General features: G+C 65.7%; 13 protein-coding genes and 1 other RNA gene. 5 read left to right on the top strand and 9 right to left on the bottom strand.

Annotation, left to right across the window (positions count from 1 at the left end; translation table 11 throughout):
- Window positions 1-39 precede the first annotated feature (39 nt).
- Window positions 40-777, top strand: a complete 738-nt coding sequence (locus AC5P7R_RS18535) for an SDR family oxidoreductase (RefSeq protein ID WP_021203972.1) — start codon at window positions 40-42, stop codon at window positions 775-777.
- A complete protein-coding gene (locus AC5P7R_RS18530) occupies window positions 771-2192 on the top strand; it encodes an efflux transporter outer membrane subunit (protein ID WP_171952181.1) in 1422 nt (473 codons plus the stop codon). Before AC5P7R_RS18535 ends, AC5P7R_RS18530 begins: the two co-directional genes overlap by 7 nt.
- 41 nt (window positions 2193-2233) lie before the next feature.
- On the opposite strand, the gene AC5P7R_RS18525 is transcribed toward AC5P7R_RS18530, so the two are convergent.
- Complete coding sequence (locus AC5P7R_RS18525) at window positions 2234-2611, bottom strand: VOC family protein (protein WP_021203971.1); 378 nt, start codon at window positions 2609-2611, stop codon at window positions 2234-2236.
- A 140-nt stretch (window positions 2612-2751) separates the two neighbouring features.
- On the opposite strand from AC5P7R_RS18525, the gene AC5P7R_RS18520 reads away from it, so the two are divergent.
- Window positions 2752-3015, top strand: coding sequence for a hypothetical protein (locus AC5P7R_RS18520; protein WP_021203970.1), 264 nt, complete (start codon window positions 2752-2754; stop codon window positions 3013-3015).
- 19 nt (window positions 3016-3034) lie between these two features.
- Here AC5P7R_RS18520 and AC5P7R_RS18515 read toward each other — a convergent pair whose 3' ends face one another.
- The 6 genes from AC5P7R_RS18515 to AC5P7R_RS18490 all read right to left on the bottom strand — a co-directional run bounded on the left by AC5P7R_RS18515 (window position 3035) and on the right by AC5P7R_RS18490 (window position 8318).
- On the bottom strand, window positions 3035-3889 hold the full coding sequence (locus AC5P7R_RS18515; protein WP_021203969.1) for an endonuclease/exonuclease/phosphatase family protein: 855 nt from the start codon (window positions 3887-3889) through the stop codon (window positions 3035-3037).
- A gap of 138 nt (window positions 3890-4027) precedes the next feature.
- Window positions 4028-4255, bottom strand: a complete 228-nt coding sequence (locus AC5P7R_RS18510) for a hypothetical protein (protein ID WP_227200225.1) — start codon at window positions 4253-4255, stop codon at window positions 4028-4030.
- 59 nt (window positions 4256-4314) lie between these two features.
- Window positions 4315-4551, bottom strand: coding sequence for a hypothetical protein (locus AC5P7R_RS18505; RefSeq protein WP_021203968.1), 237 nt, complete (start codon window positions 4549-4551; stop codon window positions 4315-4317).
- Between the two features lie 87 nt (window positions 4552-4638).
- The gene (locus AC5P7R_RS18500) at window positions 4639-5343 is read right to left on the bottom strand and encodes a PA1136 family autoinducer-binding transcriptional regulator (RefSeq protein WP_019661232.1); all 705 of its coding nucleotides are present in this window, start codon (window positions 5341-5343) and stop codon (window positions 4639-4641) included.
- Between the two features lie 5 nt (window positions 5344-5348).
- Window positions 5349-6221: a glyoxalase III HchA gene (hchA, locus tag AC5P7R_RS18495; protein ID WP_049483081.1), complete on the bottom strand. Its 873-nt coding sequence runs from the start codon at window positions 6219-6221 to the stop codon at window positions 5349-5351.
- A gap of 84 nt (window positions 6222-6305) precedes the next feature.
- On the bottom strand, window positions 6306-8318 hold the full coding sequence (locus AC5P7R_RS18490) for an esterase/lipase family protein (RefSeq protein ID WP_021203966.1): 2013 nt from the start codon (window positions 8316-8318) through the stop codon (window positions 6306-6308).
- Window positions 8319-8463: 145 nt separating this feature from the next.
- On the opposite strand from AC5P7R_RS18490, the gene AC5P7R_RS18485 reads away from it, so the two are divergent.
- Window positions 8464-8925 (top strand): methyltransferase family protein, encoded by a 462-nt coding sequence (locus AC5P7R_RS18485; protein WP_031270553.1) that lies wholly within the window; start codon window positions 8464-8466, stop codon window positions 8923-8925.
- A gap of 14 nt (window positions 8926-8939) precedes the next feature.
- On the opposite strand, the gene AC5P7R_RS18480 is transcribed toward AC5P7R_RS18485, so the two are convergent.
- A complete protein-coding gene (locus AC5P7R_RS18480) occupies window positions 8940-9422 on the bottom strand; it encodes a hypothetical protein (protein ID WP_031270551.1) in 483 nt (160 codons plus the stop codon).
- 153 nt (window positions 9423-9575) lie between these two features.
- Window positions 9576-9929: a transfer-messenger RNA gene (gene ssrA / locus AC5P7R_RS18475) on the bottom strand.
- Window positions 9930-10148: 219 nt separating this feature from the next.
- On the opposite strand from ssrA, the gene AC5P7R_RS18470 reads away from it, so the two are divergent.
- A complete protein-coding gene (locus AC5P7R_RS18470; protein WP_019661237.1) occupies window positions 10149-10721 on the top strand; it encodes a hypothetical protein in 573 nt (190 codons plus the stop codon).
- Window positions 10722-10975 lie beyond the last annotated feature (254 nt).

The following is a 10975-nucleotide window of genomic DNA, read 5'->3' as shown; positions in this document are numbered from 1 at the left end:
CCGGCCGGCGGCGGCTTTTCCCTCACGAGGCATGAATCCATGAACACCCATCAGAACAAGATCGCGCTGGTCACTGGCGCTACCCGTGGCATCGGCCTGGAAACCGTGCGCCAGCTGGCCCAGGCGGGCGTGCACACGCTGCTGGCCGGTCGCAAGCGCGAAACGGCGGTGGAGCTGGCCCTGAAGCTGCAGGCCGAGGGCCTGCCGGTGGAAGCCCTGCAGCTGGACGTGACCGACGCGGCCAGCATCGCCGAGGCAGTCGAGCAGGTGCGCCAGCGCCATGGCCGCCTCGACATCCTGGTCAACAATGCCGGCATCATGATCGAGAATCCCGCGCAGGCGCCGTCGGAGCAATCGCTCGAGACCTGGAAGCGCACCTTCGACACCAACGTCTATGCGCTGGTGGCAGTCACCCAGGCCTTCCTGCCGCTGATCAGGCAGGCCAAGTCCGGGCGCATCGTCAATGTGTCCAGCATGCTCGGTTCGCAGACCCTGCATGCCGACCCGACCTCGGGCATCTACGATTTCAAGATCCCGGCCTATAACGCGTCCAAGGCCGCAGTGAACAGCTGGACCCTGAGCCTGGCCTATGAGCTGCGCAACACGCCGATCAAGGTCAACACCGTGCATCCGGGTTACGTAAAGACCGACATGAACGGCGGCAATGGCGAGATCGAAATCAGCGAAGGCGCGCGTTCCAGCGTGGAAATGGCGCTGATCGGTGAGTCCGGTGCCAGCGGCAGCTTCACCTACCTGGGCGAGGTGCTGCCATGGTGATCCGCACGTTGGCGATGGCCGTCTCCAGCCTGGTGCTGGCAGGCTGTGTCAGCGTCGGCCCGAACTACAAGGCCCCGGTACAGGAGCCGGTGGTGCTGAAGAGCGCGCAGCAGCCGGTCTTCAGTTCCGTCTCGCCGGTGGCCAGCTGGTGGGCGCAGTTCGACGATCCGGTGCTGGAAGAGCTGGTGCACGGCGCACTGTCGGACAACCTGGACCTGCGCGTGGCCGTGGCCCGCGTCAGCCAGGCCCGTGCTGTGTTCGTCGAAAGCCGTTTCGACCAGGCCCCGCACATCACCGCAGGCGGCAGTTACGACCGCCGCAAGCAACCCGATCCGCAGCTGGGTGGGCAGCGGGTGTTCAGTGAAAGCTACCAGCTCGGCTTCGACGCCGGCTGGGAGCTGGATCTGTTCGGCCGCAAGCGCCGTGCTGCAGAAGCCGCGCGCGCCGACCTGGACGCCGAACAGGCCAACCTGGCCGACGCGCAGGTGCTGGTTGCCGCTGAAGTGGCGCGCAACTACTTCGAACTGCGTGGCACCCAGAAGCGCATCGCAGTGGCCCAGCACACGTTGGAGAACCTGCGCGATACGCAGAAGCTGACCGAAGCACGCTGGGAACTTGGGGCCGGCAGCGAACTGGACGTGCAGAGCAGCCGCGCCCGCCTGAAGGCGATCGAGGCCGATATCCCGCTGCTGGAAGTAGCCGAGACGCAGTCGCGCAACCGGCTGGCCGTGCTGCTGGGCCAGCGCCCGGAAGTGCTGACGGCGATGCTGGCACCACATGATGTGCCGGCATTCGCCAAGGCACTGCCGCTGGGCGATACCCGCGAGCTGCTGCGCCAACGCGCCGACGTGCGCGTGGCCGAGCGTCGCCTGGCCGCTGCTACCGCACGCGTGGGCGTGGCTACTGCGGACCTGTTCCCGCGGCTGTCGCTGTCCGGTTTCGTCGGCTTCCTCGGCGGCGATGCAAGTGGCCTGGTCAATGGCAACAACAAGGCCTGGTCGCTGACCCCGTCGCTGAGCTGGGCAGCATTCGACTTCGGCACCGTGCGTGCACGCCTGCGTGCCAGCAAGGCCGAGGCCGAAGGCGTGGCAGCACAGTATGAGCAGGCCGTGCTGCTGGCACTGGAAGACACCGAAAACGCGCTGACCCGCTATTCCAAGCAGCAGGCACGGTTGGCAATCGTGGTGGAGCAGGCGCAGGCGGCTCGGCGTGCCGAATCGCTGGCGCAGATCCGCTATCGCGAGGGATCGGAGGACTTCCTGACCCTGCTGGACGCGCAGCGGACCCAGCTGGCAGCCGATGATGCGCTGGCGGCGGCCGAGGCCGACGTCAACGTCAGCGTGGTGGGTGTGTACAAGGCGCTGGGTGGTTGGGGTCAATCACCGCAGCCGCCAAGCGTGGCGCAGGCGCAGTAACCGCAGGGGACGGAAGCAGGGACTTCCGTCCCCTTGTTCTTTCAGGGCCAGTGGTTGGCCGGTACCTCACGCTCGCGCATGCGCACGATGCAGAAGCGATGGCCGGTTGGTGCTTCCATCACCCACCAGCGCTTGACGAAGCCTATCCGTCGCGCGCCGAGCTTCTCCAGGCGGTTGGCTTCGGCATCGATGTCGTCGCTCTCGATGTCCAGATGCACCCGTGACGGGTGATCGACGCGCTGGACTTCAACGTCCAGGCCCGCCGGAGCACCGAGCAGGTCGGCATACTCGGCGGCGTCTTCGGCACGGGCGGGCTGCGCCTGCAGGCCAAGCGCGGCGGCCCAGAAGCGGGCGCCTTCGTCGGCGGGAATGCCCTCGCAATCGATGATGAAACCGGCCAGGCGACTCTGGTGTGCCATGCCTTTCTCCACAGTTCGGGAACAGGGGCAGGGTAGCGCGGCGTCTGCTGTGGACGTTGTCACAGTCGTGACGTTTCTGACTCTGCCGGAAGCCGTGTCCGCCGTGTAACTAGTGGGGCAGATTCCAGGGAGTACACACGATGAGCGATGACAGGCGGGATACCCAGCGCATGCTGTTTGGCGACCCGGGGCCACCCGGTGCGGGCCTTTCGGTGGCGGTCGTTGTGCTGCTGGTGCTGGCGACGATGGCCGCTGCGATCGGTTTCCTGCGACTGCCCGATCCGATGCTGGGGCTCGGGCTGATCGGTGTCGCCGTGTTCCTTGCCGTCGGCGCCCGCATCTGCCAGGCGCGCAACCAGCACCAGGCGTTGTACCGGCTGTTGTCGCGGCAGCCGCCGCCGTAGCCACGGCTGCCGCGGGAATTCAGGGCTTCGGCCAGTCCAGCTCGACCACCAGCGGGAAATGATCCGACGGCAGCACGCCGTCGATGCGACGATCATCGGTAAGGAAGCTGCGCGCACGGAAGCCACGCACCAGCACCCAGTCCAGCTGCACGGTGGCCTTGCCGGTGAAGTCGTGGAAGGTCGGGCGCGGACCCTGCGGTGTTTTCACCTGGGTACGGGTGTCCTGCAGCAGGCGGGTGAACGCCTTGTAGGTGTCACCGCCTGGCTCGCTGTTGAAGTCACCGGTCAACACCACCGGCAGGTCGGCCGGCAGTGCTTCCAGGCGCTTGCCGATGAGCTCGGCACCCTTCACCCGGCGCGGTTCGTCCTCGTCGCGGTAGGGCAGGTGGGTATTGAGGAAGTAGAAGCGACGGCCATCGTCCAGGCGCCGGAACAGGGCCCAGGTGACCATACGCGGGTACAGGTTGCCCCAGCTGATGCTGCCAGGGACGTCCGGCGTATCCGAAAGCCAGAAGTTGCCGGATTCCTCGATGGCCAGCACCTTGCTGTCGTAGAACACGCCCATGTGCTCATCGCCGCTGCCACCGCGGCGGCCTTCACCGAACCAGCGGTAGCCGGGCAGGTGCCCTGACAGGTAGTCGGCCTGTTCCTTCACCAGTTCCTGGGTGCCGATCACTGCCGGGTGCGCGTCGAGGATCACCTTGACCATCGCATCACGGCGGTCGGGCCAGCGCTTGCCCGGTTCGGTGTCAGCCGGGGTACGGACGTTGAATGACATCACCTTCAACGGCGCCGGCGTGACGGCCCAGGCAACGGCAGGCAGAGCAAGCGCCAGCAGCGCACTCAGCGCCGGGCGACGGAAACGCGACAACATCGTGGAATCCCTCCATCCCATGAAAACGGTTTCATGGAGCATGCCATGGAAGGCGGGGGCAGTGGTATGCCGGGACAGGCGACTTGGAGACGCCGGGCGGGCGCTGGACGCTCCGCCCGGCAGATGCCCCTTGCCCGATCAGGGGTCGTAGATCATCCCGTTCTCGTCGCGGTTGTAGTGGTCGCTGGCCACGCGGGTGCCGTCGTCATGGACCACGTACAGCGTGCAACGCTGGTGGAACACGTTGCCGCTGATGCGGAAGGGCACGCACTCCTCCTGCAGGCCGACCTCTTCGGCTGCATTCGCCGGCGGCGAGGGCACCAGGGCCGCAAGTGCAACTACTGCAGCGAAAGAAAAAGCGGTCATTCGATTGTGCAGCATCATTGATCACACTCCTTGTAGCCGTAGTCGGTGTCCGATGCAGATCAGTCTGCCGGGAGGTACCACTGACCGTTCTCGTCTATCCAGTACACCGACGTGAAAACGGTGCCGTCTGCCAGAGTGCGGGTGACGGTGCAGCGCTGATGCACGAGGTTGGGCCCAAGTCTTACGGGCACGCAATCGGTCGTCGATCCGGGGGACCCGGCCGCGTGGCCAGTCGCCGGTATCCCACTACCCAATGCCAACATCAATGCGGCCATCGCGGCCAGTTGCAGTTTCATAAGCATCATCCTTGCTTTCTGCAATCGCGCACATGCGCATGGCGTGTGTAACACGCGAACCAGAGATCCGGAAGTGCCTCGCCGCGATCAGTCTTCGATCTCGCCGCGACGGCTGGCGGCACGCACTGCCTGCGCGGTGGTCGCCACACCCAGCCGTTGCCGCGCGTGGCGCAGGTGGTTCTCCACCGTGCGCGTGGAAAGCCCAAGCGTGGCCGCGATCTCAGCTTGCCGGCGCCCGGCGGCGACCCAGCGCAGCACTTCGCGCTCGCGGTTGCTCAGTGCGCTTCCCGAACGCTCGGCAGGTGATTCGGCCAGACGGCGCGCGGCCCGGAATGCTGCGGTTGCAGCAGCTTCCAGCCGCAGGCGCGCGTTGGCCGACGCGTCGATTGACGTACCGGCAACGCTGACCGCGCCTTCCAGGCCGGTGATGCCGAACACCGGCACCTGCAGCCCATGCAGGCCTTCGCCGCGAGGCTGCTTCACCACCTGGTAGCGCTCGCCGCGAACGCCCAGGCGCTTGCTCCAGAAGAACGGCGCGTTGCTGTCCAGCACGTGGCGATTGACGGGGCAGGCGTGGAGGTAGCGCGCAAGGTCGGTATCGCTGCCATCGCCGAACCAGTCGCCCTCGATCCAGTACACGCGTTGCGTACCCCGCTCCAGCCCGGTGCCGGTGGCAAACACCAGCACGCGGTCGAAGCCGAGCGGTGCCGCGATGCCTCGCAGGACTGCACCCACCGCGCTCAGCGAACGGGCGCGTTCCAGCTCCAGCAGCGCCTGCACCAGCTCGGTCATCCGGCTCAGCGCCCGGCCAAGGCGTCGAGCAGGGCGCGTGCAGCCAGTTTGCCCAGCGCATTGCCAGCCAACGGGCTGTCGCCGGTCAGCAGCAGGCGGTCCTGCAGCACGCTGCCATCGATGCCGTCATTGACGATCTGCACGCCCCGCTGTGCCAGGCGCTCACCGAAGAACCACGGCAACTGTCCAGGCATGTAGCCGATCTCCGGCGTCTGCCGGTCCATCGCATCGGGGAAGGCGCAGATGCGGTAGCCGCGGAACAGCGAACCGCCATCGGCCTCGTCCACGCCCGCAGCCAGCAGTGCGGCCGGACCGTGGCAAAGGGTGATGATGTGGCGTTGCTGGGCCATCGCCCAATGCAGGACGGACTTCACCGCGCGGCTCTGCGGCAGTCCTATCAGGGCGCCATGGCCACCGGGGATGAACACTGCAGCATAGTCCGAATCCGCATCGAGCCCGGCAACCACCTCGTCCAGTGGCAGCGGCTGGCGGAAGCACGAGGCATAACGCTCGTACAGCCCGCCGATTTCCTTGTCCTCGTTTGGAAATGCCCACCACTCGAACTTGGCGGGGTTGCCCGACAGCGTGGCTACATCGATGCCGAAGCCGGCCTTGTCGAGGTGGTACATCGGCAGCAGGGTCTCCACCGGATGGTTGCCGGTGGAGAACAGGTGGCCATTGGCAGTTGGCAGATAGCGTTCGTCGGCAGCGATCATCAGCACCTTCCAGCGGCCATCGCGGCGCGCATCCGGGTAGTCGGCACCGGAAAGGTTGCTCTTGGGCGATGTGAACTGTGACAGCGAGTAGGGAGACGGGAAGAAGGCATCGCGCTCGGCCGGGTCGGGGCTGGGCTGGCGGCTGGGCTCTTGCGTGTTCATGCAGATCTCCTGCGGGAAATGTGAGGCCAGCATAGGAGGGTGGGTGCGCACGCGCGATGAGGGATTTCCCTCAGCTGCCCACGGCTAATTGGCCTGGTTTCCGTGTTGCTGCATGTCCTCATGCAGGATCCGCCGCAGTTCGACGATGGCCGGCGTGGCTTCCTGCACGCTGTGCCCGGAGACGATCACCTTCTCCGAGTCCGCATGCGGCAGGTGCGAGCTCCAGTAGGGCACCAGCCCGTCGCTGGTCTTTCCCAGTGGACCATCGGCCTTTGCCCGCGCGATGATCGAGTGGTAGTGCACCTTCGGCGACATCGGCAGGTCTGCCACGGCGCGGACGAAGGGATCGTCCTTGTCCAGATTCTGGATGCTGTTCATCTGGTAGCCGTGCTTGCCGTCGGAGCGGTCGATCTGGCCGTCGTTGGCGATGGTGGCAACGTCTTCCAGCACGGTCAGCGGCAACCGCACCAGGCGACCGATCCAGCGGCCCAGGCGGGTGCCCGCCACATCGGTGCCGCGGTGTGGCGTGGCGATGAACACCACCCGCGACACTGCCGGTTCCGGCAGGAAGGTCAGCACCGGTGCGCCCTTGGTGCGCAGCAGTTCACGCTGTGCCGGGGTCATCTGCGCGGTTGCCAGCAGGGTATCGACCAGATGATCGCCGGAAGAGGAAACCATCAACCGCGCGATCACCCCACCCATGCTGTGCCCGACCAGGACCATGTCATGCGAAGCCCGCGCCTTGCCGCTGGGGTCGAAATGCTTGAACACCTCATCCAGCGTGTGGCGCATCGCATCGTGGCTCATCGCGATGGGCATGTTGGTGGGGTAGTAGAACTGCCAGACCTGGAAGTCCTGGCGGATCTCGTCGTCGCGCAGCAGTTCGTTGGCCACGTTGACCCAGGCTTCCGGACTGCTGGCCAGGCCATGGATCATCAGCAGTACGCGACGGTTGGGATCGTAGGGCTGCATCATGTACAGATGCGGCGTGTCGATGCCGCCCTTGCCCCCGAACAGCGAGCGCAGCGACTGCCGGCTGAAATTGGAACGGGCCAGCCACAACGCATAGCCGGCGGTGAAGTTGGCCGCCAATGGCACGTGCTGGCCGTGCAGGGTTACTTCCGAAACCTGGTAGGGATCGTGAATCTCCAGCTCCGGCTCGTCATCGTGCAGCACTTCCCACAGGTTCTTTCCCGAGAAGCGCAGCAGCACCGTCATCGATGGCGAAGGCATCTCGCTCCAGCTCTGCGTGGCGGAAGGGCTTGCCTGCACCGCTGCCGGCGTAGTGCTGGGCGTGGTTGCGGCCGGGTCATCCATCACGGCCACCAGTTCGGCACCGAAGCCATCGCGGCGGTGCACGCTGCGCAGCGTGCCGGTGAACGACAGCGAGGCGGCGGGTACCAGTTCGGTCGGTGTACGCTCGTCCAACGCCGATGCTTCCCCTGGAGGAGCCAGCACGAACGTCCAGCGGCCCAGCTGGAGATGGTTGGCATCGTTGTGCACGCGCCCGGTGGCGTAGGCGTCGTACAGCTGCACCGACGCCTCCTGCACGGCCAGGTTGTAATAGTCGCGGACCTGGGTCTGGCGGTCTTCGAAGCCGCGCTGGTTGGCGGTGCGCTCGGTGAAGAACAGGTAGGCGTAGGCCTGGCGCGCGACCTGCATCCATGCGTCCAGGCGCGGCTGGAAGTCGGCATCCAACTCGTTGATTGCGGTCTTGGCGCGACCCGAGGCGGAGTACTCGCGCTTCGGCGCCGGCAGGGTCATCGCATACTGCAGCCACAGCTCGGCCAGGCTGGAGCGCTTGTCCTCCTCGCGCACGACGATGCTGGCTTCCATCGCTTCGATGCAGGGCAGGCCGGTCTTGGCGCAGACACCTTCATCAAGGCCGGCCACGCGCAGCGTCTCCGTGGTCGCCGCACTGAGCTTGCCGGAGGTGAGGATGTCACCGCGCTTGAGCGCGATGTACTGGCCGGGCGTGACCGAGGCGACCTGCACCGAAGGCCCGAACTGCCGCAGCGTCGCGCAACCTCCCAGGCTGAGCAGCGCGGTGATGATGAGGGTCGTGCGGCCGATCAAGCCCAAGCCCGTGGTAGCCATGCGATCCTCCTGCGCGGAGGCGCCACTCTAGCGGTCGGTCTGCCAAAGTGGAATCCACTGGCCGGATTGGGCCTGGCCGATGCGTCCGCCGTGCGATCCGGGCATTCCCGTGTGACACTGTGGTGGAACGTGCTTGGTGATCGTGATGATCTGGCTGGAAACACGTGTTCCCCCGCCCGTGGTGATGCTGCTGTGTGCAGCTGTCGGCTATGCAGCGTGCAGGCTGTGGCCGGGTTCTGCCTTTCGGGCACCGGTGCCGGCGCTACTGGCGGGTCTGACGATGGCGCTCGGTGTGGTGCTCAACCTGCTGCCCAAGGTCTCCTTCCGGCGAGCAGGCACCACCGTCAATCCTCTGCGACCTTCGGCCTCGAGCGTGCTGGTTACCAGCGGGGTCTACCGCCGCACACGGAATCCGATGTATCTGGGCCAGGCGCTGGTTCTGCTGGGAGCCATGGTGTACCTGCAGCATCTGATCGCGCTGATCGTGGTCCCGCTGTTCCTGGCGTACATCACGCGGTTGCAGATCCTGCCGGAGGAGCGGGCACTGATGGCGCGCTTTCCCGAGGCGTACGCGCAGTACCGTCGTCGCGTGCCGCGCTGGTTGTAGCGTTGGCTACGCCATCAGCGGCTGATCTGGCATTTCACTGCGGCCGAATAGCCCTCGTAGTCGTCGCCCGCGATCACGTGCAGGGTATGGCGCTTGTCGATGCGCTTCGCGTACGACGGTTCTTCGGTATTGGCGTGCTCGTTGACTTCGGTCACCGACCAGGCCTTGGCCAGGCGCTTGGCACCGACACCGTTCAAGTACACGAAGAGGCTCCTCTCGCCTTCGGCCACGTTCACATCGGCACTGGTGACCGTGCCACCAAACAGCGCGACCGGCTTGTCCTCCGGTTCGAATGTACCGCCCGGCTTCTTGGCCAGGCCGGCTGCCTGCAGGGCATCGATGGCTTCGGCCTCGCTGAAGTTGGAGCCAGGTCTGCAGGACAGTAGGGCTTCCAACGTTGCGGTGCCTGGCGGCGCGATGGTGGGTGTGGAGGCGTGCGTGGCTGGGGCTGCGGCCAGGGCGGTGAGGAGCAGGGACATCGCGAGGGGGGCTTTCATGGCAGATCCTTCTGGCGATCGCGGAGTGAGGGGCTGTTGGAGGTGTCATCCCGATTATGCGCCACACATCCTCCGCGACGTGCAGGCACAAAAAAGCCGGAACCCCGGTTGACGGGAGATCCGGCTTCTTGCGGCCTCGACAGGCCATACAGATGGTGGAGGTGGGCGGAATTGAACCGCCGTCCGAAGGCACTCCATCCCCAGCACTACATGCTTAGCTCACCGTTGGATCTCGTCCCCGAACAGCACGGTGCGCAAAGCGCATCCGGGAACCAGCCTGTTGTGTTCTAGAGCCGGGCTGACAGGCAGCCGCCCAGCGCGATTCCATGATAGTGACTCTACACCGCGAGCATGGACACAAGCGGTTTCGAGGCTTAGGCCTTAAGCGGCCAGAGCGTAGTTGTCGTCGTTGGCAACTAGAGTTTTGCAGCTGGATTTACGAGGAAAGCTACCCCCTCGGCATGCGCCAGGCGACTTCACAACCCCCGTCGAAACCAATGCACCCCCGGTTTCTACAGTGCTGCAATGTACAGGGCCAATGCCGTGTTGCCACGAGCGGGGCCTGCCCAACGCTGCCAATGCTACGCCAAAACAGCTGAACAGTCACCGTGGCAATCCACAACAAGTTGTAGAGCCTCCGTCATAGCGGATTGGTAACGTCATGGGCACGAATTTGCGACACACTGGCGACGACCATCCAAGCCAGGACAGACAGGGAGACTGTGGGTGACCGAGGCAAGCCAACAACGCAGCCTGCGACAGCTGGTTGGACCCGTCGGGGCCGACTACCAGCGGCGCGCGTTGCCGCCCGGCTGGGTCTGGGCGGTGCTGGCGGTGCTGCTGGCGGCCACCTGGCCGACCGAGCTGCCGGCGACGGCGGCAGCCGCGCTGGTCTCCAGTGCGGTGGTGGTGCACTGGCCGCAGCGTGGGCGCTTGCATTGGCTGGGCTGGCGGCTGCCGGCGCTGGCGGTGCTCGCCGCGCTGCTGTGGGGCCCGGATGTACTGTCACAGTGGTTCGAACATGGCCTGGCCCTGACCTTGATGTCGCTGGCCAGCCTCAGCATTGGCGTGCATGTGTGGCAGTCGCGGCAAGTTGCGCGACAGTTGCAGGCTTCCGCCGATGCGCTGGACGACGCCCAGTTGCTGGCCCTGCTGCCCGTCGACGCCGCGCGGCTGGCGCAGCAGTGGCGCGCCGGTGATGATCGCCACGCTCCGGAACTTTCGGTGGTGATGCACCTGGCGGTGATGCATGCGGCGCTGGCGCCGAGGATGCGCAGGCAGGGCGTTCTGGCCAGCTGAACCGCATCGTGTTGTAGAGCCGAGCCTATGCTCGGCTGCTTCACGGCAGTCGAGCACAGCTCGGCTCTACGAACGCGGAAGCCGAGCACAGCTCGGCTCTACAGAAAGCCAAAGCAGCCGAGCATGGCTTGTATGTTCCTCCCGGCTCCTACGCGGTATGTAGGAGCCAGGGTGGAGGGACCGTCAACATGATATCTGCGGATAGCAGCCGACAGACGAGCCGAGCGATCCCCATCCCGCACCTTAACGTCGAT

The organism is Stenotrophomonas sp. YJH_SMC_27 (genome assembly GCF_059369815.1).
The sequence above is the reverse complement of the archived record's forward strand: the minus strand, read 5'-3'. Positions and strand labels throughout refer to the sequence as shown.

Bases quoted from the DNA above. Each gene is read 5' to 3' on its own strand.
- AC5P7R_RS18535 (WP_021203972.1), top strand. From the start codon at position 40: ATGAACACCCATCAGAACAAGATCGCGCTGGTCACTGGCGCTACCCGT.
- AC5P7R_RS18530 (WP_171952181.1), top strand. From the start codon at position 771: ATGGTGATCCGCACGTTGGCGATGGCCGTCTCCAGCCTGGTGCTGGCA.
- AC5P7R_RS18525 (WP_021203971.1), bottom strand. From the start codon at position 2,611: ATGGCACACCAGAGTCGCCTGGCCGGTTTCATCATCGATTGCGAGGGC.
- AC5P7R_RS18520 (WP_021203970.1), top strand. From the start codon at position 2,752: ATGAGCGATGACAGGCGGGATACCCAGCGCATGCTGTTTGGCGACCCG.
- AC5P7R_RS18515 (WP_021203969.1), bottom strand. From the start codon at position 3,889: ATGTTGTCGCGTTTCCGTCGCCCGGCGCTGAGTGCGCTGCTGGCGCTT.
- AC5P7R_RS18510 (WP_227200225.1), bottom strand. From the start codon at position 4,255: ATGACCGCTTTTTCTTTCGCTGCAGTAGTTGCACTTGCGGCCCTGGTG.
- AC5P7R_RS18505 (WP_021203968.1), bottom strand. From the start codon at position 4,551: ATGAAACTGCAACTGGCCGCGATGGCCGCATTGATGTTGGCATTGGGT.
- AC5P7R_RS18500 (WP_019661232.1), bottom strand. From the start codon at position 5,343: ATGACCGAGCTGGTGCAGGCGCTGCTGGAGCTGGAACGCGCCCGTTCG.
- hchA (WP_049483081.1), bottom strand. From the start codon at position 6,221: ATGAACACGCAAGAGCCCAGCCGCCAGCCCAGCCCCGACCCGGCCGAG.
- AC5P7R_RS18490 (WP_021203966.1), bottom strand. From the start codon at position 8,318: ATGGCTACCACGGGCTTGGGCTTGATCGGCCGCACGACCCTCATCATC.
- AC5P7R_RS18485 (WP_031270553.1), top strand. From the start codon at position 8,464: ATGATCTGGCTGGAAACACGTGTTCCCCCGCCCGTGGTGATGCTGCTG.
- AC5P7R_RS18480 (WP_031270551.1), bottom strand. From the start codon at position 9,422: ATGAAAGCCCCCCTCGCGATGTCCCTGCTCCTCACCGCCCTGGCCGCA.